Origin of the sequence: Vibrio penaeicida (assembly GCF_030689305.1) — a bacterium.
Lineage (GTDB): Bacteria > Pseudomonadota > Gammaproteobacteria > Enterobacterales > Vibrionaceae > Vibrio > Vibrio penaeicida_B.
In genome coordinates, this window is the sequence record NZ_JAUYVM010000011.1 from 77751 (window position 1) to 102250 (window position 24500).

The 24500-nt window shown below is 43.6% G+C and carries 24 protein-coding genes; 9 read left to right on the forward strand and 15 right to left on the reverse strand.

Features of this window, described 5'->3' with window-relative positions; genetic code table 11:
* Positions 1–3: 3 nt before the first annotated feature.
* From Q8W40_RS17720 to rpsB, 10 genes are all read right to left on the reverse strand, one after another.
* The gene (locus Q8W40_RS17720) at positions 4–513 is read right to left on the reverse strand and encodes an OmpH family outer membrane protein (RefSeq protein ID WP_126605818.1); all 510 of its coding nucleotides are present in this window, start codon (positions 511–513) and stop codon (positions 4–6) included.
* A gap of 16 nt (positions 514–529) precedes the next feature.
* Positions 530–2956 (reverse strand): outer membrane protein assembly factor BamA, encoded by a 2427-nt coding sequence (gene bamA / locus Q8W40_RS17725; RefSeq protein ID WP_305399259.1) that lies wholly within the window; start codon positions 2954–2956, stop codon positions 530–532.
* A gap of 62 nt (positions 2957–3018) precedes the next feature.
* Complete coding sequence (gene rseP / locus Q8W40_RS17730; RefSeq protein ID WP_305399082.1) at positions 3019–4377, reverse strand: sigma E protease regulator RseP; 1359 nt, start codon at positions 4375–4377, stop codon at positions 3019–3021.
* Positions 4374–5582, reverse strand: coding sequence for a 1-deoxy-D-xylulose-5-phosphate reductoisomerase (ispC, locus tag Q8W40_RS17735; RefSeq protein WP_305399083.1), 1209 nt, complete (start codon positions 5580–5582; stop codon positions 4374–4376). The genes rseP and ispC overlap by 4 nt, the downstream gene beginning before the upstream one ends.
* 57 nt (positions 5583–5639) lie before the next feature.
* Complete coding sequence (locus Q8W40_RS17740) at positions 5640–6482, reverse strand: phosphatidate cytidylyltransferase (RefSeq protein ID WP_305399085.1); 843 nt, start codon at positions 6480–6482, stop codon at positions 5640–5642.
* Between the two features lie 15 nt (positions 6483–6497).
* Positions 6498–7250, reverse strand: coding sequence for an isoprenyl transferase (locus tag Q8W40_RS17745; protein WP_101110635.1), 753 nt, complete (start codon positions 7248–7250; stop codon positions 6498–6500).
* Between the two features lie 96 nt (positions 7251–7346).
* Positions 7347–7904, reverse strand: coding sequence for a ribosome recycling factor (gene frr / locus Q8W40_RS17750; RefSeq protein WP_101110636.1), 558 nt, complete (start codon positions 7902–7904; stop codon positions 7347–7349).
* A 46-nt stretch (positions 7905–7950) separates the two neighbouring features.
* Complete coding sequence (gene pyrH / locus Q8W40_RS17755; RefSeq protein WP_101110637.1) at positions 7951–8682, reverse strand: UMP kinase; 732 nt, start codon at positions 8680–8682, stop codon at positions 7951–7953.
* A 185-nt stretch (positions 8683–8867) separates the two neighbouring features.
* Complete coding sequence (tsf, locus tag Q8W40_RS17760; protein WP_305399087.1) at positions 8868–9710, reverse strand: translation elongation factor Ts; 843 nt, start codon at positions 9708–9710, stop codon at positions 8868–8870.
* A 146-nt stretch (positions 9711–9856) separates the two neighbouring features.
* Entirely contained in the window at positions 9857–10591 is a 735-nt protein-coding gene (rpsB, locus tag Q8W40_RS17765; RefSeq protein ID WP_145959477.1) for a 30S ribosomal protein S2, read from the reverse strand.
* 404 nt (positions 10592–10995) lie between these two features.
* On the opposite strand from rpsB, the gene map reads away from it, so the two are divergent.
* The 3 genes from map to Q8W40_RS17780 all read left to right on the forward strand — a co-directional run bounded on the left by map (position 10996) and on the right by Q8W40_RS17780 (position 15162).
* Positions 10996–11874 carry a type I methionyl aminopeptidase gene (gene map / locus Q8W40_RS17770; protein ID WP_305399091.1) on the forward strand — a complete coding sequence of 293 codons (879 nt, stop codon included), beginning with the start codon at positions 10996–10998 and terminating at the stop codon, positions 11872–11874.
* A gap of 100 nt (positions 11875–11974) precedes the next feature.
* Positions 11975–14599, forward strand: a complete 2625-nt coding sequence (glnD, locus tag Q8W40_RS17775) for a bifunctional uridylyltransferase/uridylyl-removing protein GlnD (protein ID WP_305399093.1) — start codon at positions 11975–11977, stop codon at positions 14597–14599.
* Between the two features lie 179 nt (positions 14600–14778).
* Entirely contained in the window at positions 14779–15162 is a 384-nt protein-coding gene (locus tag Q8W40_RS17780; protein WP_305399095.1) for a DUF3461 family protein, read from the forward strand.
* 113 nt (positions 15163–15275) lie between these two features.
* Here Q8W40_RS17780 and truC read toward each other — a convergent pair whose 3' ends face one another.
* Complete coding sequence (truC, locus tag Q8W40_RS17785; protein ID WP_305399261.1) at positions 15276–16010, reverse strand: tRNA pseudouridine(65) synthase TruC; 735 nt, start codon at positions 16008–16010, stop codon at positions 15276–15278.
* A complete protein-coding gene (locus Q8W40_RS17790; protein WP_305399096.1) occupies positions 15995–16312 on the reverse strand; it encodes a YqcC family protein in 318 nt (105 codons plus the stop codon). Before Q8W40_RS17790 ends, truC begins: the two co-directional genes overlap by 16 nt.
* An 82-nt stretch (positions 16313–16394) precedes the next feature.
* Here Q8W40_RS17790 and Q8W40_RS17795 point away from each other — a divergent pair, with 82 nt between their 5' ends.
* The 4 genes from Q8W40_RS17795 (at position 16395) to Q8W40_RS17810 (ending at position 19360) form a co-directional block, all read left to right on the forward strand.
* On the forward strand, positions 16395–17432 hold the full coding sequence (locus Q8W40_RS17795) for a DUF3549 family protein (RefSeq protein WP_305399098.1): 1038 nt from the start codon (positions 16395–16397) through the stop codon (positions 17430–17432).
* 21 nt (positions 17433–17453) lie between these two features.
* Positions 17454–17753: a DUF3301 domain-containing protein gene (locus Q8W40_RS17800; protein WP_101110647.1), complete on the forward strand. Its 300-nt coding sequence runs from the start codon at positions 17454–17456 to the stop codon at positions 17751–17753.
* Positions 17754–18614: 861 nt separating this feature from the next.
* The gene (locus tag Q8W40_RS17805) at positions 18615–18917 is read left to right on the forward strand and encodes a hypothetical protein (protein ID WP_305399100.1); all 303 of its coding nucleotides are present in this window, start codon (positions 18615–18617) and stop codon (positions 18915–18917) included.
* Positions 18914–19360 carry a YaiI/YqxD family protein gene (locus Q8W40_RS17810; RefSeq protein WP_101110649.1) on the forward strand — a complete coding sequence of 149 codons (447 nt, stop codon included), beginning with the start codon at positions 18914–18916 and terminating at the stop codon, positions 19358–19360. Before Q8W40_RS17805 ends, Q8W40_RS17810 begins: the two co-directional genes overlap by 4 nt.
* 29 nt (positions 19361–19389) lie before the next feature.
* Here the strand turns inward: Q8W40_RS17810 and Q8W40_RS17815 are convergent, their stop codons facing one another.
* The 3 genes from Q8W40_RS17815 to syd all read right to left on the reverse strand — a co-directional run bounded on the left by Q8W40_RS17815 (position 19390) and on the right by syd (position 21266).
* Entirely contained in the window at positions 19390–19806 is a 417-nt protein-coding gene (locus Q8W40_RS17815) for a globin family protein (protein ID WP_305399102.1), read from the reverse strand.
* 127 nt (positions 19807–19933) lie between these two features.
* Complete coding sequence (locus Q8W40_RS17820) at positions 19934–20707, reverse strand: Zn-ribbon-containing protein (protein WP_305399104.1); 774 nt, start codon at positions 20705–20707, stop codon at positions 19934–19936.
* A gap of 10 nt (positions 20708–20717) precedes the next feature.
* Positions 20718–21266 (reverse strand): SecY-interacting protein, encoded by a 549-nt coding sequence (gene syd, locus Q8W40_RS17825; protein WP_305399106.1) that lies wholly within the window; start codon positions 21264–21266, stop codon positions 20718–20720.
* Between the two features lie 92 nt (positions 21267–21358).
* On the opposite strand from syd, the gene queF reads away from it, so the two are divergent.
* Both queF and Q8W40_RS17835 read left to right on the forward strand, forming a co-directional pair.
* Positions 21359–22204: an NADPH-dependent 7-cyano-7-deazaguanine reductase QueF gene (queF, locus tag Q8W40_RS17830; RefSeq protein WP_305399107.1), complete on the forward strand. Its 846-nt coding sequence runs from the start codon at positions 21359–21361 to the stop codon at positions 22202–22204.
* A gap of 28 nt (positions 22205–22232) precedes the next feature.
* The gene (locus tag Q8W40_RS17835; protein WP_305399108.1) at positions 22233–24497 is read left to right on the forward strand and encodes a tetratricopeptide repeat protein; all 2265 of its coding nucleotides are present in this window, start codon (positions 22233–22235) and stop codon (positions 24495–24497) included.
* Positions 24498–24500: the final 3 nt, after the last annotated feature.

Genomic DNA, 24500 nt, shown 5'->3' on the forward strand with positions numbered 1-24500 from the left:
TTCTTATTTAAGTTGTTCAATTACTTTTTTAGACAGGTTCAATTCTGGTTTTGCGTATTGGAGTGAAGTAGCATCAATCACTACATCAAAACCTTCTTTTTCGGCTACTTTTGCAATTGTATCTTGAATCAGCTTAAGCAGTTTTTGTCTTTCTTGCGCTTCGCGCTTTTGACCATTTTGCTCTAGAGATTGCGCTTTAATTTTGTATTCAGCCTGAAGTTGACCAATTTCAATCTGCAGTTTACGAAGACCATCTTCACCAAGTAATTCACCATCACGGCGACCTTGTTCGATTTTCGTTTTCAGCTTTGCTTCAAGTGATTGTAGCTCTGCATTTTGGTCTTTAAATTCAGCCTGAAGCTTTTGTAAAACAGATTCACGCTGAGGGAGAGCCTGGAAAATCTGTGCAGTATTTACATAACCCACTTTTTGAGCCGCTTCTGCAGCATTAGCAAAAAAAGATGTGCCCAGTAAGGCTAGGCTAAGTGCAGCTGCTTTTAACGTTGTTTTCAAAATTCTCTCCTAAGTATTAGAAAGTTCGACCGATTGTAAAGGTAAAGACTTCATCTTTATCCCCTTCGAATTTTTTGATTGGCTTCGCAAGAGAGAAAACCAACGGTCCCATAGGTGACATCCATTGTAAGGCGACACCTGCAGACATTCGATAATTTGTCGGATCGGAGTAATCATAGTAATAAGAATCACCAGCACTTACACCAGTGTCTGGATCAAGATAGTTAAATTCTGTATCCCACACACTTGCCGCATCAATAAACGCACTGGTGCGTATTTGGCTGCGTGCTTCATCTGATGCGAATGGGGTTGGGAAGATCAATTCCATGCTTGCAAGTGCAATAGCATTACCCCCAACGGCGTCGTCCGTCACTGTATACTGAGAGTTGTTACCACCCGTGTGGTTTTCATTGTACACAGCCTTCGGACCTGCGCTGTTGGAGCGGAATCCACGTAACGAACTAAAACCGCCCGCGTAGAAGTTTTCGTAGAATGGGAACAAGTTATCGTTGTCGCCATTCTTGCCATAACCATTTCCGTAACCTAACCGCCCACGCAATAATAGAGTAAACTCATGCTTTTTTGTCAGAGGGACGTACTGTCTCACATCGTATTGAAGCTTGAAGTACTGAACATCAGAACCTGGCACCGTCATTTTGTAGAATGCGCGCTGATGGTTACCCGCTGTCGGGAAAAATCCTCGGTTTAGGTTATTTCGTGTCCAAGACAGAGAAAAATCAAAGTCGTTTACATTTAGGCTTCGATCGTTTTTATCCAAATTGTCTTCTTGCGCTTGCAAGAACTTTTCAATTTGTACGTACTCATCCAAATTGGAAATTCGGTTGTGCGTATAGCCCGCACCAATCTCAAAGAAGTTAAGTTCGTCGAATGGGAAACCCCAAGTTAGCCGCGTACCGTAGCTTTCGTTGGTATAGTCTACAATGCCCGCTTCAGATGCTTCGAACTGATTGTAGAAAATCTTACCACCCAGGCTGACCCCATCAAGGTTCCAGTATGGGTCTCGGTATTCAAGGCTAACGTTCTTACGGAATTTGTTGGTAGAAGCATTAATACCGACTCGGTTACCGCTACCAATAAAGTTATCTTGCTGTAGACCAAGTTGGAAACTGATTCCCGACTCCGTACCGTAGCCTACCCCGAAATTAATGCTTCCGGAGTTTGCTTCTTTCACGTTATAGACCAAATCTACTTGATCTTCCGTGCCAGGCACTCGTACCGTTTGAACATCGACTGTTTCAAAGAAGCCCAAGCGATTCAAACGGCTTTTACCAGTATCAATGGCTTTCGAGTTTAACCAGCTGCCTTCCATTTGACGCATTTCGCGGCGAAGTACTTCATCACGTGTTGCATTGTTACCCGTAAATCGAATATCACGAACATAAATTCGTTTGCCAGCCTCTACATTCACAACAAGTGAAACTTGCTTATTTTCGTCATCAAATTCTGGAATGGTCCTAACTTGAGGATACGCATAGCCGGACTCACCCAATACGCGCTTAACGTTTTCTTCGAGTGATGTGACCGCGCTGCCATCATAAATATCACCAGCAGCGAAAGGAACCATCTTGTCGAATTCTGCTTCCTTATCGATGAGCTCACCTCGGAACTTTACAGATTCGACAGCATAAGGTTCGCCTTCATCCAGTGTTAGGGTGATATACACGCCTTTTTTATCCGGAGAAATAGAAACCTGAGTGTCGGAAACTTGGAACTTTAAGTAACCCTGGTTGAGATAAAATGTACGTAAAGCTTCTAAGTCACCTGCCAGTACTTGCTTCTGGTATTTCTCATCGGCTAAGAAATTCCACCATGGCACGTCAACTCGTAGGTTAAAGCGGGAGCGGAGATCTTCGTCATTAAATACCGAGTTTCCGATAAAGTTAATTTGCTGAATTTTCGCTGAAACACCTTCAGTAAAAACAAATTTTAAGTCAGAACGATTCCGCGGTAACGGCGTTACAACCGCTTTTACTTCGGCGTTGTACTTACCGACGCTGTAGTAAAAGTCTTCTAAACCTTTTTCTATATTGCTTAAAGTTGTTCGATCGAGTGCTTCACCAATACGAATCCCAGAAGCATCTAGGTTTTCTTTCAGCTGCTCTTCTTTAATGGCTTTGTTACCAGAGAACGAGATGTTCGCAATGGTTGGACGCTCTTTCACCTCGATAACCAACACATTGTTGTCTTTGAGAATCCTGACATCTTCGTAATTACCAGAGTCGTATAAGGATTTGATGATCTTCGCCACATCTTGCTGATCAACAGTATCACCAATACGAATAGGCATTTTGAGGAGTGCTGCCCCCAACGCTACGCGTTGTAGACCTTCAATTTTGATGTCTTCTACGACAAATTTTTCTGCACCATTCACCACTGTGCTCGATAGCAACAGAGAGGTGAGCAATAAATGCTTGATCGCCATATCTATTCTGATTATTCCTTGCAACTTCTTATTCTTTGCCATCTTCTACCAATCAGGTGATATCAAAGGCGAGTAAAATCATTAAACAATGCAACTACCATGAGAGAGAATATAATCGCGCCTCCCAGACGATAGCCGACTTCTTGAATCTTTTCTGGCACAGGGCGGCGGATAATTGCTTCCACCGCAAAAAATAACAAATGACCACCATCCAAAATAGGTAATGGCATTAGGTTAATAATTCCTAGGTTGATACTGATTAGTGCAAGAAAACCTAGGAAGTACACTAAACCATAATCAGCGGTTGTACCTGCGCCTTTAGCAATGGATATAGGACCACTTAAGTTCTCTATTCCCACATCTCCAACAACCAGTTTTTTCAATAAACTGAAGGTCAAAGAAATAACTTGCCCTGTTTTCTCAACAGCTTTACCAACGGATTCAACCACACCATATTGTAAGTCGAAGCGATAGTCTGCCGGCCACTCACCGATTTCAGGAGCAATACCTGCAAACCCTTTGGTTGTTCCGTTTTTCGCTTCTTTAGCTTCAGGAATCAGCGCCAACTGAACTTCAACACCATTCCGCTCAACCAACACATCAATTGATCTATTTGGGTTCGTCTGGATAGCGTCAACCATTTGCTGCCATTCCGACACGGGCTGACCATCAATTTCCAGAAGCTGATCACCCACTTCAAATCCGGCTTTATAAGCGGCTCCGCCATTACCTACATGCGCGATTTTAGTGGTTGTATCTGGGCGAAATGGTGTAAAGCCTAATGTTCTCATTGGCGATTCGGTTTCTGGGTTGAAGCGCCATTCACGCAAATCAAGCGTATATGTTTCTTCGAACCCAACACCACCTTCCGGTGTAACCGTCATCGTCATTTCATCATCGCCAATATGAGCAATTAACTGCATATTAACGGATTCCCAATCTGCGGTTTTGATTCCTGCGACGGACTTTAGTTCCATCCCATCTTGAATTCCGGCTTGTGCAACGATGGAATTGGGGGTTATCTCTCCTATCACGGGTTTTATTGCTGGAACACCAATAATGAAAACAACCCAATAGGCAAACAGTGCGAAAATAAAGTTAAATGCAGGGCCAGCGCCTACAATTGCGCTTCTTTGCCACAACGATTTTCGATCGAATGCTTGCTCTTTCTCTTCTTCTTTGAGCGAATCAACTCGCCCATCAAGCATTTTGACATACCCACCTAGCGGGATAATCGATAGGCTGTATTCTGTTCCGTCCTTACCAATTTTGCTCCAGATAGACTTACCAAACCCTATCGAAAACTTATGAACTTTTACTCCGCAGCGTCGCGCCACCCAAAAATGCCCATATTCGTGCACGGCAACCAACACCCCAAGGGCGACGATAAACGATACTAAATTCCACAAAATACCCGTCATATTGCTCGCTTACCTACATATTCATGCGCAAAAGTACGCGCCATTCTATCCAGCTCTAATAAGCTTTCCAAGCAATCTACTTCAAGGTTTTGCTGTAGACCACACAGCTTAGATAAAACCTGCTCGTTGATTGCAGCTATATCTGTAAATTTAATTTTTTGATTCAAAAATGCATCTACCGCAATTTCGTTAGCCGCATTTAAACCAGTAGTGGCATGTTGCCCTGTATAGCAAGCCTCTATTGCTAGCTTAAGGCAAGGATAACGCTCAAAGTCTGGCTCAAGAAATGTCAGCTCACCTACTTTGGTAAAATCGAGAGGCTTAACACCCGCTGAAATGCGCTCAGGATAAGACATCGAGTAAGCAATCGGCGTTGCCATGTCTGGTTCACCCATCTGAGCCAATACAGAGCCATCGCAATACTGAACCATTGAGTGAATAACCGACTGAGGGTGTATGACCACTTTAAGCTGGTCTCGCGCTGCATTAAATAACCATTTGGCTTCAATGTATTCAAGCCCCTTGTTCATCATGGTGGCAGAGTCAACCGAGATTTTTGGCCCCATAGACCAGTTAGGGTGTGCAATGGCTTCTTTCGGCGTGACGTTAGCCAAAGTTGCAACATCTGAATAACGAAAGGGACCACCAGAACCAGTGAGTAAAATAGACGTGATGCCTGAATCTGTAAGATTGCATTTACCCGGTCGAACCTGAACTTCTTCAGGGAGACACTGGAATATCGCGTTGTGCTCACTGTCTACTGGTAACAGCTGCGCCCCGTATTTCTCTACAGCATCAACAAAAAGCTGACCAGACATAACCAAGGCTTCTTTGTTAGCGAGTAACACCTTTTTACCCGCTTGAATCGCTGACATAGTCGGTATTAACCCAGCAGCTCCAACGATTGCTGCCATAACCATATCAACTTCATCCATTGAAGAAACGGCGCAAAGTCCTTCATTTCCACTTAAGACGGTCACTTTTTTACCGGAGGCTGACAGTTTTTCTCGGAGCGAATTCGCTGCATTTTCGTCCGCCATAACAGCATACGATGGGTTCCAGACAACGCATAAATCATGCATTTTTGAAACGTTTGTGCCAGCAGCCAACGCGAAGACGTTGAACTTCTCGGAGTTTTGGGCGACAACCTTTAAAGTGCTATCACCAATTGAACCTGTTGCTCCAAGAATGGTTATATTTTGCATTATAGAAAACCGTTATACAGAACATGAAAAGGCAAGTTTCCTTGCCTTTTTACTATGCTAAAGCGTGAAATAGAGTAAGGCAAAAACAGGAAAGGCGGCGGTCAGGCTGTCAATTCTGTCTAGCACACCACCGTGTCCCGGGATAATGTTTCCGCTATCTTTAATACCCGAAACTCGCTTAAACATGCTTTCTACCAGATCACCTAATACTGAAATAACGACAGTAGTGAAAGTGATGAATATCATTATGACATGACTTGGGAAGGTGAGTTCAAACCAATTTGCGGCACCCCATCCAATGACTAGTGCGGTAATGATTCCACCAACCAAACCTTCAATGGTTTTATTTGGGCTCACATTTGGGGCCATTTTACGCTTTCCGAACGTTTTACCTGCGAAGTAAGCACCGCTGTCAGCAGCCCAAACCAAAAAGCAAACAAACAGTACAAGCTTAGCACCGTAGTATGGATCTGAATCATAGCCAACACTTCGTAAAAGTATAACGGAAGTTAAGAATGGAATAAGTGTCAGCAAGCCAAATACATGCTTCAGAACCTTAGAGCCTTGCCACAAGGCAGAAGACTTCGGGAATGTCATTGCCATTCCACTGGATACTAACCACCATATTCCTGCTGCGGCTAAGATTAAGATATGTCCGCCCGATACCTGCTGCAAAGCAGAGATTTCAAACGGCAAAAAGTAAAATAAACCCACAAGCACAGCTAAAGCGGGGATTATTGCTATAGAGCGGTTCGGTGTTTCAACGAATTGAGTCCATTCCCAAAAGCCAATTACTACAATTGCAGCAATCGCAGCAATAAATAGGGGTATAGAGAGCTTAAAAATCCCTAATACAACTAATGGAGCCAGAATCAGCGCGGTTATAATTCTTTGTTTCAAGCTGATGATCCTTTGTTAGCCATTCATAATTTCTTGAATCTGCTCGCCTGTGCAACCAAAACGGCGCTCGCGATTAACAAACCATGCCACAGCATCTGCTAGGCTTTGCTCATTAAAATCAGGCCAGTGTTGATCAACAAAATACATTTCAGCGTATGCCATCTGCCACAAAACAAAATTACTGATCCGGCATTCACCACTGGTTCGGATGAGTAAGTCAACTTCAGGCAAATCAGACATCGTCAAATGAGATGTTACCAAATCTTCATTGATTTCTGCTGGGTCTAGTACACCCTCTTTAGCTTCAGTCGCGATTTTTTGAATAGCTTGGGTGATATCCCATTTTCCACCATAGTTAGCCGCCACGTTAACAACCATGCCTTCGTTGTCTTTGGTTAGGCTTTCCGCTTCAGCAATTTTTTTTTGCAATCGTTGATTAAAACGGCTGATGTCGCCTATGACTCTTAACCTAAGATTATTTTTGTGAAGGCGTTTAACCTCTTTGGATAGAACGGTAATAAACAGCTCCATCAACAAGCTAACTTCCTCTTCCGGGCGGCGCCAGTTTTCACTACTGAATGCAAAAAGAGTAACAGCTTGAATACCGAGTCGAGAAGCGGCTGAAATGGTTTTTCTAACTGAATCTACCCCTGCTTTATGACCAAAAACGCGAGGCTTACCCTGCTTTTTTGCCCAACGGCCGTTACCGTCCATAATGATAGCGATATGTTTAGGGAATGCGTCTGGATAGACTTGAGTGTTCAGCATAGGAAGTTCATTGAATCTAATGGGGTTGAGATAATAGCATAAAAAAAGCGCTGTGCTGTGGGCACAGCGCTTCGAAAAAGAAAAGTGTAAGTTATATTACACTTCCATCAACTCTTTTTCTTTTGCAGCAAGAACGTCATCAACATTCTTAACAGCAGCGTCAGTTAGCTTTTGAATTTCATCTTGCGCTTTATGATCTTCATCTTCTGAGATTTCTTTGTCTTTCAGAAGCGCTTTAAGTTCACTGTTTGCATCGCGACGGATGTTACGAATAGCAACACGACCACCTTCTGCTTCACCACGAACGATTTTTACCAAATCTTTACGACGTTCTTCTGTTAACGGTGGAAGAGGAACACGGATTACAGTACCTGCAGACATTGGGTTCAGACCAAGATCCGATTGCATGATCGCTTTTTCTACTTTTGGCGTTAGCTCTTTGTCAAAAACGGTAATAGCAAGGGTACGAGAATCTTCAGCAATTACGTTTGCAACTTGATTTAGAGGCGTTGGCGCGCCGTAGTATTCAACGTTAATATTCGACAGAAGGCTTGGGTGAGCACGACCTGTACGTACTTTAGATAGGTTGTTCTTTAGCGCTTCAACGCTTTTATCCATGCGCTCTTGTGCATCTTGTTTGATTTCGTTAATCACAATTTCACCTTAATATTTTTTTAATAAGAGTGTTTTTGGCTGCCAATTATTGGTTTTCGCTGATTAGCGTACCTTCGGCTTCACCCATTACCACGCGACGTAGAGCGCCTGGCTTGTTCATATTGAATACACGGATCGGCATTTTGTGGTCACGTGCCAGTGTAAATGCCGCTAAGTCCATTACTTTCAGTTCTTTATCAAGAACTTCACTAAACGATAGGTTATCATACAGCTCTGCTTCAGGGTTTGCTACTGGATCCGCAGTAAATACGCCATCAACTTTTGTCGCTTTAAGAACAACATCCGCTTCAATCTCAATACCGCGCAAACATGCAGCAGAATCTGTAGTAAAGAATGGGTTACCTGTACCTGCCGAGAAGATCACTACGCGACCTTGACGAAGCTCGCGAATTGCATCAGCCCAGTTGTAATCGTCACACACACCTTTCAATGGAATCGCCGACATTACACGCGCATTGACGTATGCACGGTGAAGGGCATCGCGTAAAGCAAGACCGTTCATTACCGTTGCTAGCATACCCATGTGGTCGCCGACAACGCGGTTCATGCCCGCTTCAGCCAAACCAGCACCACGGAACAAGTTACCACCACCGATAACCACACCCACTTGAACACCCAGTTCAACCAGTTCTTTTACTTCTTGAGCCATACGGTCTAGTACCGCAGGGTCAATACCAAAACCTTCTTCACCTTGAAGAGCTTCACCACTCAGTTTTAACAGGATACGTTGATACGCTGGCTTAGGGTTAGTTGTCATGGAGTCTACCTTCCAAATGAGAGTTGTTGATTAACAGTCATGAATACAAATTGCATTTTTACGTTAATGCCAACATGCATTTATGACGATTAGCCACTTAGGTCTTTGTTTGTAAGTTTATGTATTTTGTTCGTAAAAAGACCGCAGCCTTGGCTACGGTCTTTTTTTCAACAATACGCTAAGGATTAACCTTTTTGTACCGCTGCTACTTCGTCAGCGAAGCTCATTTCTTCCGCTTTCTCGATACCTTCACCAACTTCTAGACGTACGAAGTTAGTTACTGAAGCGCCCTTCTCTTTAAGAACGTCGCCTACAGATTTCTTAGGTTCCATAACGAAAGCTTGACCAGTCAAAGAGATTTCACCAGTGAACTTCTTCATACGGCCAACAACCATCTTCTCAGCGATTTCAGCTGGCTTGCCTTCGTTCATTGCGATTTCAACTTGAACTGCTTTCTCTTTTTCTACTACGTCTGCAGGTACATCTTCTGGGTTAACGAATTCTGGACGAGAAGCAGCAACGTGCATTGCAACGTGCTTAAGAGTTTCAGCTTCGCCTTCACCAGCAACAACAACACCAATTTTCTCACCGTGACGGTAAGAAGCTAGTGCAACACCTTCAACGTATTGAACGCGACGGATGTTGATGTTTTCGCCGATTTTAGCAACTAGAGCAATACGAGTTTCCTCGAATTGAGCTTGTAGTTCTTCTGCAGTAGCTTTAGAAGAAAGAGCCGCCTCAGCAACTTCGTTTGCAAACGCTGTGAAGCTAGCATCTTTAGCAACAAAGTCAGTCTGGCAGTTCACTTCTAGAAGTACCGCTACACCGTCAGCATCTTTGATGACGATTGTACCTTCAGCCGCTACGTTACCTGCTTTCTTAGCAGCTTTTGCAGCACCTGATTTACGCATATTTTCGATTGCTAGTTCGATATCGCCGTCAGTTTCGTTCAGCGCTTTCTTACAGTCCATCATGCCTGCGCCAGTACGGTCGCGCAGTTCTTTTACTAGAGCAGCAGTAACAGCCATTCTCTATTCCTCAGTTAATTCTGGATATGGTAAAAATCAGGGGCTCGATTTCGGCCCCTGATTGTAACTATAACTTAGCTTATATTTAACTTTGATTGCTGATAAGGCTTGTTATCTATAAGACTAAGCGAGACTCAGAGCCGCTATTATTCAGCTTCTTCTACGAAACCGTCTTTTTCAGCAGCTGCAGCAACAACGTCTTGGTTACGACCTTCGCTTACAGCAGAAGCTGCAGCGTTAAGGTAAAGTTGTACTGCGCGGATTGCGTCATCGTTACCTGGAATAACGAAGTCAACGCCGTCTGGGTCAGAGTTAGTATCAACAACCGCGTATACTGGGATACCTAGGTTGTTTGCTTCGCGAACTGCAATGTGCTCGTGATCAGCGTCGATAACGAATAGTGCGTCAGGTAGGCCGCCCATATCTTTAATACCACCAAGAGATTTCTCTAGCTTCTCCATTTCACGAGTACGCATTAGAGCTTCTTTCTTAGTTAGCTTGTCGAAAGTACCGTCTTGAGCTTGTGCTTCAAGATCTTTCAAACGCTTGATTGACTGACGAACAGTTTTGTAGTTCGTAAGCATACCACCCAACCAACGGTTGTTTACGTAGTACTGGTTGCTAGCGATAGCAGCTTCTTTTACAGCTTCAGATGCAGCGCGCTTAGTACCTACGAAAAGAACTTTACCTTTCTTCTCGCCAACTTTGCCTAGCTCAGCTAGAGCGTCGTTGAACATTGGTACAGTTTTTTCTAGGTTGATGATATGAACTTTGTTACGAGCACCGAAGATGAATGGCTTCATCTTTGGGTTCCAGTAACGAGTTTGGTGACCGAAGTGAACACCAGCTTTAAGCATATCGCGCATTGATACAGTTGCCATTTTAAATTCCTCTATGGGGTTAGGCCTCCACATACCCCATGCGTCCGACTCGACTTCTTAAATATAAGTAAGTGAGCACCCCGGATCATGTGTCGGTATGTGTGTGATTTAAAGAAAATATATTTGGACTCAAAAACAGCTTCGCCAAGTGGAGATAACTGTTCTTAATTCCGGCGCGCTTTATACCATAAAATTCGCCATTTTGGCTAGCATAAATTTGAATATCTCTTCTATTGAAAGTCACCATGAGGTCTATGCTTGCCTTACCCTGAGCTGAAATTGAACGTTAAATGAAACATAACTAACACCACTGCTGCTGTTACAAACCCGTTGCCACGGCCTTTGCGTGTGGAGCAACCCACTGATAGAATGCAGCGATTGCATTAATGAGTTCGAGAAAGACGATGTCTATTAAAATTAAAACCACAGAAGAAATCGAGAAAATGCGTGTAGCCTGCAAATTGGCTTCGAGCGTTTTAGAAATGATAGAGCCGCACGTCAAACCGGGTGTCACCACCGAAGAAATTGACCGCATTTGTCACGATTACATTCTGGAAAACAATGCGTATCCGGCACCATTGGATTACCACGGTTTCCCAAAATCTATCTGTACTTCAATTAATCACATTGTCTGCCACGGGATCCCTGCATCCAAAGATGAAATCGGTTCTACCGGTAAGGGAAAACCAGCGATTTTAAAAGACGGTGATGTCATCAATATCGACGTCACTGTTATTATCCCAGAAGATAAAAATGCCGACTTGAGCGTCAGACCAAAGGGGTATCATGGCGATACTTCAAGAATGTTCTACGTAGGCGAGGTTTCACCAGCCGATAAGCGTTTATGTACGGTAACACAAGAAGCACTATACGTAGCCATGCGTAAAGTGAAGCCAGGCGTTACGGTTGGCGAGCTGGGTACAGCCATCGATAAATTCATAAAAGACAACAACAAGAAAAATCCTCGCATGAAATACTCCATTGTGAAGGATTTTTGTGGTCACGGTATTGGTAGCGAGTTCCATGAAGAACCTCAAGTGGTTCACTATAAGAACTCCGACAAACGCAAGCTAAAAGAAGGCATGTGTTTTACTATCGAGCCAATGATTAACGCAGGTAAATTTGGATGCAGCGTCGACTCAGAAGATGATTGGACGGTGTACACTGGCGATGGGAAAAACTCCGCGCAGTGGGAACACACGATACTAGTCACAAGAGATGGCTGCGAAGTTCTTACCTTACGAGGTGATGAAAGCATTCCTCGAAACATGGTTAACAAATAACTCAAATCCCAGCATCGCTGGGATTTTTCTTTTGTAGAGTTCGAAAACTTGAGTATCAATTGTTAAAGTTAAAACATAACAGCTAGCACGGAACGCATGGATGACTTTTCAATCCCCTTTTACGCTTAAAGATTCTGCTATGAATCTCGAAAATTTACGTCATGAGTTGGAGAGTTTCTCCAATGACCAAAAAGAAGAGTTTCTCTCGCACCACCCGGTAACCGACTTGGTTCTTGGCCGCAGCGAATATATGGACATGCTGCTTACACGCCTTTGGGAATACTATGGATTTGAGCACATAGAGGAACTCAGCCTAGTCGCAGTTGGTGGCTATGGACGTGGCGAGCTACACCCTCTATCTGATATCGATATCCTGATTCTTAACAGCTCACCACTTCAGAGCGAAGTCAAAACCAAGGTCAGTGAATTCATTACATTGCTTTGGGACTTAAGATTAGAAGTCGGACACAGTGTCAGAACCGTAGCGGAGTGTGAAGAAGTAGGAAAAGACGATCTGACCGTCGCAACAAACCTCCAAGAGGCAAGGTTAATCTGTGGTTGTGAAGAAACCTTTCACAGTCTAAAAATGCTTATCCACTCAGAAAGTTTCTGGCCGAGCGAGGTCTTCTATCAAGCGAAAATCCAAGAACAAAAACAGCGGCACGCGCGGTTCCACGATACCACTTATAATCTAGAACCCGACATCAAATCTAGCCCAGGCGGGCTTCGTGATATCCATACTCTAAGCTGGGTTGCTAGACGCCACTTTGGTGCGACTTCGTTATTTGAAATGAGCCGCTATGGATTTCTCACCGATGCTGAATACCGCGAACTATTAGAGTGTCAAGACTACCTATGGCGAGTGCGCTTTGCCTTACATATAGAGCTGAAACGTTACGATAATCGTTTGACGTTTGCCCACCAGCTTCAAGTTGCGCAGCATCTTGGATTTACTGGTGAAGGCAATAAGCCTATCGAAATGATGATGAAAGAGTTTTACCGCACATTAAGACGTGTGGCGGAACTCAATAAAATGCTACTCAAATTATTCGACCAAGCCATCATCAATAAAGGTGAACAGCTACCAGCAGAAATTCTGGATGCCGATTTTCAGCGACGAGGACCGCTCATCGAAGCCCGAAAACCAGCATTGTTTCAGGCCCGCCCTGAAACTATTTTGGATATGTTTTTACACATTGCAAATGACTCCTCTATTGAAGGCGTGGCACCCGCGACCATGCGACAACTGCGAACCGCTCGCCGTCGATTGAACAAATTTTTGCATACTATTCCAGAAGCCCGTGAAAAATTCATGGACTTAGTTCGTCATCCTAATGCTTTGCATAAAGCGTTCAGTTTGATGCATCGCCTGGGCGTGATGTCGGCTTACCTGCCACAGTGGAGCCAAATTGTTGGGCAAATGCAGTTCGACTTATTCCACGTGTATACCGTAGACGAGCACAGTATGCGTTTGCTCAAGCATATCCACACATTTAGCTTTGCCAAAAACCATGCGAAACACCCCATTTGTTGCGAAGTCTACCCTCGGATTCAAAAAAAGGAATTGCTGATCATAGCGGCTATTTTCCACGACATTGGAAAAGGGCGCGGAGGAGATCACTCAGAGATTGGAGCAGTCGAAGCGTACGACTTTTGCATAGAGCACGGTTTATCCAAACCTGAATCTAAGCTGGTTTCTTGGTTGGTCAAACACCACCTGTTGATGTCTGTCACCGCTCAAAGACGTGATATTTATGACCCAGAAGTCGTCACAGGGTTTGCAAAGAAAGTTCGTGACGAAGAGTACCTCGAATTCCTAGTTTGCCTGACGGTAGCCGATATTTGTGCAACCAACCCTGAACTCTGGAACAGTTGGAAGCGCACACTGCTCGCTGAACTTTTTTACTCTTCCCAGCGAGCTCTACGCCGTGGCTTAGAAAACCCTGTCGATGTTCGCGACAGAATCCGTCATAACCAACACTTAGCCTCAGCTATGTTGAGAAAAGAAGGCTTCACCGCCCGAGAAATAGAAGTGTTATGGCAACGTTTCAAAGCCGACTATTTCCTTCGCCACACCCACAAACAAATTGCTTGGCACGGAGAACATCTCCTTAGATTAGAATCCAAAGAGCAACCTCTGGTTTTACTGAGTAAAGAAGCAACTCGTGGTGGTACAGAAGTGTTCATTTACTCAAAAGACCTGCCCAACCTATTTGCCAACGTTGTTGGTGAGCTCGACAGACGTAACTTTAGCGTCCATGACGCACAAGTAATGACGAGCAAAGATGGTTATGCCCTCGATACATTCATTGTGTTAGACCATCATGGTGAACCCATCGATGAAAACCGACACGCTAATATGGTTCGTCATATAGAAGGTATCCTCAGTGAAGACGACGTAGCGAATTCAAAAGCACGCCGAACTCCGCGACAACTGATGCATTTCAACGTCAAAACACGTGTCGATTTTATTCCAACCAAAACACGAAAGCGCACGCTAATGGAGTTCGTTGCCTTAGATACTCCGGGCTTATTGGCAAACATAGGCGCGACTTTTGCCGAGTTAGGTATTCACCTTCATGCGGCGAAAATCATCACCATAGGCGAGCGAGCAGAAGACCTATTTATTCTTACCTCACCCAATGGCGGTCCTTTAAGTGAAGAAGAGCAAGACGAGCTAAAAACCAAGCTGAAAGAAAGCGTTAGTGAGCTCCAGCATCACTAACGAAACAAGCAAATGGACGAGATTCGGTTTATCGCGATCTCGTCCACACTCTCTGCTCAAACGCCTGTCTGACCTATCAATAGCTGCTAAAGTTGAACAGTACTCAATCAGTTTGTTCATCCTATAGCCTGATGGATATTGAACTGATTTACTATTCATTGGCTAACACGAGGTGCTCTATGTATCCAAACCTCACTGGATTAGGTATTCAAGACCCAAAACAGATCGAACGCTATTCCCTTCGACAAGAATCTCAAAAAGACGTACTTAAGATCTATTTTAAAAAGCAAAAGGGTGAGCTTTTTGCTAAAAGCGTCAAGTTCAAATACCCAAGACAGCGCAAAAATGTTTTGGTCGACAGCGGAAGCCATCAGTACAAAGAAGTGACTGAAATAAACCGTAACTTAACGCTCGTGATTGATGAGTTAAACACCATTACGAAGCCTGAAAAATTGGTTGAAGTTGATGTGAAAGAGAAAATCTTGTCTGATCTTCGTCACTTAGAAAGAGTAGTATCCAGCAAAATAGCTGAAATCGAAGCTGATCTCGACAAGTTAAAGTAAGCGGCGAATATACTCGATAGAAATCAATCAGTAAGAGGGTGTCCTGCCCTCTTATCATAACGAATTCCCTGCTAGTAAAGTTCAGAGCAGCTAGTTAAACGCGTCAATACAGATTAAGAGAACAACTCCGTCCAACCAAACTCCGCCAATAGCCTTTCCCAAACATCATCAAACTTCGCCTTTAGCATCAGCTTTTCCTTGGTATAGGGGTGAACAAAGGACAATTCTGATGCATGAAGGAGCAGGCGATGTGCGTCATAGTGCTCTCTAAACAAGCGGTTATGCTTGCCATCACCATGAGAAGTATCTCCGACAATCGGATGCCTTAAATGCGCCATATGCCGACGTAACTGATGTTTTCGACCCGTCTTGGGTTTCATCTCAACTAAGCCATAACGTGTGGTTGGGAATCGCCCTGTTGACAGTGGGACTTCTACTTTTCCTAGTGGCTGATAAACTGTGATCGCCTCTTTGGCTTCTTTGTCTTTATCTGCAAACTTATCTGCAATTTTATCCAACTCTTCTTTCAGAGGATAATCCAGCGTATCACCCTGTTCTATCCATCCTCGCACTATCGCGTGATAGGTTTTTTGCATTTCATGATTTGCAAACATAGGCATCACTTCAGATGCCACCTCGCTAGAGAGTGCAAACACCAACACACCGGAAGTCGGTCTATCGAGTCGGTGCAACGGAAACACATGTTGCCCAATTTGATCACGTAATGTTTGCATCACAAACTGCGTTTCGTGTTTGTCTAACCAAGATCGATGAACCAACATTCCAGCAGGTTTGTTTACAGCGACCAAATACTCATCTTGAAATAAAATGTCTAGCACGACGCAAATGCCTCATCGATGTCAGAAATAGCTGCTAACACTTTTATCTTCGATGCGTCCTCTTTCCAAACCTCTTCAAAGTATGGCAAAAGCTGCAACGCAGAAGGTAAAGATTGGCTTGCACTTATCATCGCTTCTAATCGGATAATGAATATCCACTGCAACCACTGCTGTGGCTCGAGTGTGTCGTAGGAAAAGGGTTGTTGGCTAGCCAACGCCTCAGGAGAAGGAGGCGAAGATTCCCAGAGGTTTTGTTCCTGCAAAGCGGTTTTAAGATTCTCGATAAGGATCGATATTCGAGCAGTATTCATCTATTTCGTTTCAAATGGCCTTGAAAATTGACCATAGAGTACCATCTATTGGCTAAAGACATATAGGATAACAAGTCAGTCCATGGACACCATTCATACCCTTACCCAGCTTCTAAGTGACAGTCATTGCGAGTACCAAGTTTTCGATTTGGGTCGTCGTATTACGAAGATCGAGCCCAGTACATTTGAAAAAGTAGAATTGGGGCAACAAGCTTACCCCTTCCCAATGCAGCGCAAGGCACACATTGCTATTGCCTACTGGAACGAATCGAAACAGCCTTGGATCTGGTTTTTGAAGTTTGAATTGGATGAGCGTGGGCTACTCAAACAGGCTGACGTGGGTAACTTTATTAAATACATCATCGAAGCCATGGGTACGCGACTGGGAGGTAGCCTGAGTGAAGAGCAACAAGAGAAGCTCTCTAACAACCCCTATACCTTCAAGCCAGCAGAAGACAAAATGGCCGTGTTCCACAGCCAAGTTCGAGCAAAGCTGTCGATGCCAACAAGCCAATACTATGAATATGCACAGCACTATTTCTCAGGTGGTTTAGGCTGGAACAACTGGCAGACAATTGGATTACAAGGTATTGCAGACATCTGTGCACGTTTTGGCATTGATCAAAATGGCGTGATGCTAAAAAAAGCGCTTCACCAACTGCCTAACGAACCACTTTATGCCTTATTGGGTGTGCTAGAACACTGTGAACTCCCTGATAACCTTGGGAAAGCCTTGCAAGAAAAAGCGCTCTCTGAATGCAATTCCGACACGCCAGACTTGTTCCTCGCATCGGCATTAGTCAGATCATTGGCAGGGTCTCCAAACTCTCTTAACTTAGTCGTCGACCATATATTACAGAGCCCGAGATTGAGCCATCAGGAAGTATTGGTGGGGATTGCTGGTAGAAGTTGGTCCTCATTAGCGGACACAAAAAGAGCTGAGCAATTTTTATTGAGGCTCGCACAGACAGGAAATCAAAACCTGTTCAACCAGCTATTTGCTGATCTCGTTATGTTGCCTGAACTTCGAATGGTTTTGCTGCCATTACTTCATAACGCGCCATCGCAAGAATTGGCCACTGCCTTGCTGAAACTTCAGCAAAACACACGTTCTCAATAAACAGCGCCAAAGGATGGAATAATGATAGGGAATCTTTTCACAATCATACTGGTCACCCTGTTTTGTTTGTTGTTCTGGCAACAACGCAGACAATCTGAGCTAGCAAAGCAGATGGTTGCGCACCGTTGTAAGCAGCTTGAGATACAAATGTTGTCTGTCTCTTTCAAGGGGCACAAAATTCGCCATAAAACAGGCAAATTAGGCTGGCACACCATTTACCAGTTTGAATTCTCGGCGCTTGGGGATGATTACTACATCGGAGAGCTTACTATGGTGGGCTTTCATGCCAGCCACTTCGAGATCCCACCTTATCGAATGTAGCCTGTATAACGTAAATAAGCTATTGTTTATGCAAATAGCTCTTGGTTAAGCGAATAGCTTTTTGTTGAGTAAATAACTAGCGATGTAATTTTCCCGGAAACACACTCAACTTCATAAAGTCTATAGAAAAGAAAAGCCCCGATACTCGCGTATCGGGGCTGTAGTCTTACTCGCAGCAATCCGGCTACTAAAAGTGCTCCATGCATCAAATCCTTGATAGTATGCTGTGTTCCTTCAGCTTAGTCCTTTCGTCGCCATCCTAGCGGTGTCCATGATCCTATCCTGATCTGCTAACCTTCCTGATTAGCGCACTCACTTGTTCCTTGAGCGGTGTCCCTTACATCATCCTGATGCTCGTTCCTTGCCTCTTCCTAGAGGTATCCATTGTCTATCCTTTGTCGTCATCTTCCTGATAACGATTGAGTCCATTCAATGTCCTTTCGCTCCATGCTGATCATTCATCCTGAATAACCAAATCTTCTTCCTGAAGATAACCATTCCTTGGTTGTTTCCTGTTCCGTGTCGGAATCCTTCCGACAGAGAACAGATTACGTTTATCTCTTTTTAGAACAACTTAGCCATCTCACATTTCTTTATGAGAAGAAATATCATCAAATAATTTTAATTTAAATAACAATGGTTTAATCGCAAATAGCAATAATACCCCAATATAAATAGCAAACATTTCCTACACCTCTTGTAAGAGATCTCTTACAAGCTAATGAGCAAATAACTCGAGCCCCTCGTTAAACTCACCATAAATAACCAGTGCTGGCGCACACTTCTTGGAACCGATACTATTAGCGCATATTCATTCAGGTCGGTAGACCTTGGTGATCAGTAGAATTTAAGGATCTCAAAATGAAAACTCAGGACATTACAGCAGAATTGGAAGCAGCAATTCAGTCTCTGGCCGACCAAGGCAAAGAGCCTACTGTCGCCTTAGTGAAAACAAGAATGAAAACACCGGCGCCAATGCCTGCTATCATTGCTGCGATAAAAAGCTGGAAATCTTCATCTCATGTCCCAAAAGTTGAAGTTGGGATCAGTGAACCGTCTAGCAACGAACGTGTTGCTTTGCTGGAAGCACAGATCGCTACTTTTTCTAAGCAAATTGAAGACCTGACTAAACGAATTGAAAAACTAGAGAACCAATCATCATGAAAATCTGGGTAGACGCCGATGCATGTCCCAAAGTCATCCGAGAAACACTAATACGCGCCGCAGAAAGAACAGGAATTACCACCACTTTCGTCGCTAACCACGCGATACCATTACCAAAGCGGAATAATATTCATGCACTACAAGTACCTAGTGGTTTTGACATCGCAGACGATGAGATTGTGAAAAGGGTCGAAGCGCAAGATCTCGTTATCACATCTGATATCCCTCTTGCCGATGAAGTCATCAGTAAAAATGCCTTAGCTTTAAGCCCAAGAGGAGAGTTGTTCACTAAAGACACGATAAAAGCTCGACTTAATATTCGTGATTTTATGGACACAATGCGTTCTAGCGGAGTACAAACTGGTGGTCCAGCCGCACTTTCCCAAACAGAAAGAAGAGAATTTGCCAACCAGCTGGATCGGTTTTTGGCCAAACACCGCTAACTTTAAGCCCGAATAGGGTAAGTACAAAGCTACCGTTGGTTTATTTCAGGTTTCATGGTGTCGGACACCACGTGTATAACCGCAATCCACGCTTCGCGATGCTCTTCAGTATAAGACGCCCCAAGCCCCGTTTTTAATGTGTATAACAACGCGTTACCAACTGGGCTGAAGTGTGCACGTTTAACCCCGTATTTATTGTGACGTTGCGCGAGCTGGATCAGAACAGGGACAAGGGCTTTCACATCTTGTAAACCTTCGACCGCGGCTTTAAGCATCATCATAAGCTTTCTGCCTTGTATCTTTAAATCGCCCTTAAAAAGGGAGCGAAGCTCGGGTTCATATTCAAATAGCTTGTTGTAAAAAATCTCTGCCGCTTGCTCTGAAATGGGTTCAACTTGCTTGAATGACTGTTGAACCAAAGATATTTGACGCTGTGTTACTGACATAATCACCCTCTTTTCCCTGCCCTGTGTATTGGGGTCTGTTTGTTTCGAAAATGAACAGACCTATAAAGTGTAGACAGATAAAAAACGCCACGCGAGTGCGTGGCAGATTCTTAAATAGATGGGTCGATTAGTCTTTGAAGTCCCAAGATAAATTACTCACGAGTAAGCAATCGTCACATTTAAAGTCGAAAACGCCATGAACTGGCTCATCTAACTTCCAATCCCCTTCGCATTTTGGGCACTTTCTAGACAGCTCCTCTTCTTTGCTTTTACCACCCACTCGGTAGATATATAGATAAGTAGGAATCCCACTCACGACTTTAATTCGACGACATAAATCCCACCCTCGACGAAACAACAAACTCTTACTCGAAGAAATTTCGTAAAGTGATGGGTGCTCAACCACCGAGCCATTCATCTGAAGTTGATCGCACGCACTCCAGTCTTCCTGCCACTTTATGATTTGCTTTTGATCACCATTTGCGACAACAGGTAAGCGGTACAGTGGAACGGGCTGGAAGTGTTCACCGCATCGAATCGGCGAACAAGTATGCAGATAACTGGTATAGAGGATTTGCCAATCTCGTTCACTGCACCCATCACTGGGGTCGGAATTCATATCTTCACCGATCACTTTAATTTTTGGCTGAAGTAACCCCGACTCTGCCAATACATTTATCGCATGCTTAACTTGAGGGCTGTGGAAGTCTGGATGCAAGCTATTGGATTCGGGACAAACAACACGCGCGGTAAAAATTGCGCCGTCCATCGAAACAGGCAGTTCCCGACCTAAGACTTGTCCGTTGTATCTCAGACAATCAAGCACATAATTCACCGCTTTCTCTACATCGCCCATGGACGTATTGCGGTACACTTCAAAAGAGAGCTCAGTAATGTACATCTATCTCACCTTACTGCACGTCAGGCGTCAGTTGTGCCAAGAATTCTTCGACAGACGGTGCCAACACGTCTCTCTTATCCGTTCCTAAACGCTCAAAAATGACTTCACCTGTTAAGTTACAGATTGAAATAACATCCATTTCAGCATCGGTCGAGCCAATGAATACCGTAGGCTTGAGCTTTAGCCTGCGCTGCATCACCAAATGACCAAGAATATTCTCTTGTAATCTAAGGAAATCATCTTCACTCCACACTTGAAGCAAAGTTAAGGGTTTACCATCCCAGAGCGCTTCCATGTCGCCACAGAATTGGCAGCTATAGAACGCTTTTATGTCTTCATGAATTGCCAGCTCAATGCCATTCTCCACATTACTAAAGTCTGCCCACTCATCTCGGTATACAGGTTGCCACTCAACAAAATCATCGCCTTGTTGCTCAATACAAGGAGAAGGGATACCCGCCAGCTCTTCGCTTTTTGGAAAACTGGAGTGCGTCTCTTGCCATGAAGATACGAAGGATTCGCTGAACGACTTTAAGGCATGTGCAACATTTTGAGACATTGATTGCTCCTAGATACTCATCATAGATTGATGACAGAATTAAAGGGATTAAGTAAACTCTGAGGTATTCTAATCGATCTTTTAAAGCAAGTATGAGCAAATATTCGAACGCCGAAGAACTGGCTGGTTTAACTCTTGGACAAAAAACGGAATACAGCAGCCAATATGACTCTTCTCTTTTGCAAGGAGTTCCTCGCAGCCTAAACCGTAATGATATCCAACTAACAGACGAACTGCCTTTTATTGGGGTCGATATATGGACGTTATATGAGCTCTCTTGGCTAAACGAAAATGGGCTTCCACAGGTTGCAGTAGGTGAAGTAACACTTCCAGCCACCAGTCCAAACTTAGTCGAATCCAAATCGTTCAAACTGTATTTGAACAGCTTTAATCAAACTCGATTCAGTCATTGGGACGAGGTCAAAAAGGCCTTAGTTAAAGACTTGTCTGAATGTGCAGGCGAAGCTGTGGATGTCGTCATCAACCCTGTCACGTTTTATGATAATCAGCCGATTGTCAGCTTCAAGGGAGAATGCATCGACAATCAGGACATAAAGATTGAACACTATGAATTTGATGCAGTACTGCTTCAAAACTCGACCTCTGATGAACTTGTCTCTGAAACTTTAGTCAGCAATCTTCTCAAATCAAACTGCTTAATCACCAATCAACCCGATTGGGGCAGTGTATCCATTCAATACACAGGGAAGAAAATTAACCGCGAATCTCTTTTACGCTACCTTGTCTCTTTCCGAGAACATAATGAATTTCACGAGCAGTGTGTGGAGCGCATTTTTACAGATATTCAAAAATACTGTGCACCGACCTCGTTAACAGTATTTGCGAGATACACGAGACGTGGCGGATTAGATATCAACCCTTACCGTTCGACAGAACAATCAAGACCGGACAACAACCTGCGCCTAGCAAGACAATAGAAGCGACTTACGCCTGGAGTACAAAGGAATGAAATTTTTTGGTTGGTCGGGGCTGCTTTTTGCCATTTTGCTGCAAAGCCAGACCGCAATGGCAAAGCTCTATACATCGCCGGTTCTCAATGAAGCCGCAAGTTTGGTTGAAGTCGACCCGAAAAAATCTAAGAAAATAGCCACCAAATTTCTCCGTCAGCGAAAGTTGACCGACGCTTCGCCTAAAGGACCGTCAGCAATCCCTAGGGAAGATACAGACAATTCTTTACGTACTCCAAGCAGTAGCATTGATGCTCTGCAGATTTTGGCACAAGTGGAAATTGCGCTTGGTGACCCTCGCAATGCCTTTTTACATTTAGAAAATGCAGAAAGGCTCGCCAATAACCACGACTTACCATTAATCGCGCTTGAAACTCTGCAGCTAAGAGCAGAATTGCTCTGGCTGCAAACGGGAGACATTAAAAAGGCTCAGCCCATCATTAAGAAAGTTGAGCAAGAGCTACTCCAGCCACATACCGCTTCGAGCCTTATTACCGACCTTCAATTTAGATTGGCGATGCTCAAGGGTGAAATCGCATCCTTTGAAGGTGATCGTGTTAATGCCGAGTTGGAATATAAAACTGCATTCGAAATACTAGCCAAAATTACACGAATCGATACGGTGATTAATTACCATATCGAGTTAGGTAAACACTATTTACGCTACAAGTCCTACGATTTAGCGTTAACGGAATTGCTTACCGGATACTGGATGGCAATAGAAAAAGACAGTAGCCAAGAATTAGCAAAAGCGAACTATCAACTTGCCCAGTTATTTAGACAGCGTCAAGTTCTTGACAAAGCTCTAGAACACCTAGCTCGCTCTGCAGATTTCTACCGAAATTACGAACAATCGCAGATTTTAGGCGATGTAATTAAACAAATGGCGGATATATATTTCTTACAAGGAAAGTATAATTTGGCATTAGTGCGTTATTTTAACGTACTCGATCATGAATACTTAGCGCGAGATATTCACGATGCGATTGAATTAAGATTGAGCATTGCTGACACTTATTTACAGTTATTTAACTTTACGCTAGCAGAGCGATATTTAGATCAAGCAAAAAACTTAGTCAATTACACACAAATAAAACCGCTGAAAGCACGTACGTTATTACTCACTGCCAGCTTGGCACTGCAACAAGAACAAACTTCAAATGCGCTAAATAATGCAAGAAAGGCACTCGCAATAGGTCAAGATTTATCCGATAACTTTATTTTATTGCAATCCTATCGAGTGCTATCTGCTGCATATGAACAAAATGGCGACTTCATAGAATCATTAAATGCACTCAAGAAGTTTTCTATTCTCAACGCCAGCCAGCAAAGAAGGCTGAATGAAATCAATGAGGATGTGCTAAAGCAGCAAAAGGACATTATCGAGCAATCTTTACATTACAAAGGGCTGGAAGAAGAGCTAAAAATAGCGCAACAGGAATTTAGAAAATTCCAAAATACAGCGTTTGGTTTATTTATCATCACCGTGATACTGGTGCTATTTGTTTTAAGACGTGGCTATGTAATAGACAAATTAAAAGGTGAAGTTAAAGCACTTAGACTCGATTTGTATACTCATGCTCGTTCTGGTCTTCAAAATTTGCGGTTGCTCAATAAAAAACTTCAGAATTCATTAGCACGCAGTAGTGCAACATTCGAACAATGGCAGCTTGGTGAGCTAATTAGTGAACCATTCAGTGACCGACTGCGCTTTGTAATGTTTGACTTACCCTTTTTGCGTAACACATACCTTGAGCTGGGCTATCAAGCAGGGCTCGAGCTAGAGAGATCGTTCGGAGAGTTTATAAAATCAAAAGTCAGCAGACCTGCTCGCCTTTATCACTTTTCAGATGCAATGTTTCTGTATGTTGAGCCCAATACTAAGACTGCAACCGAACCGCAACAAATGTTCGATAAGATTTGCAGCTGGATCTCAGAATTTGAGCCAGAAAGAAAAATATCGCGCAAAGTTCACGTAGGTATGGCAGATTATCCTTTCTTGCCCAGAGCATATACAGCGATTAACGATCAAGAATTAATAGATATATTACTGCTGTCGACAAACCTTGCTCGTGGAATAGAAAAAAATAGCGATGAAAGCCAATGGGTCTATTTACGAGCAATTGAAAATGCTCCAGCGGCAAGTTTTGCGACCGATAATATTCGACTTGCATGTAAGCAAGCATTAAACCAAGGGTTAATAAAAGTCCAATCATCATGCCAAAATGAGGATGACATCAAAAAATTGACACTATCCGAGTGATAA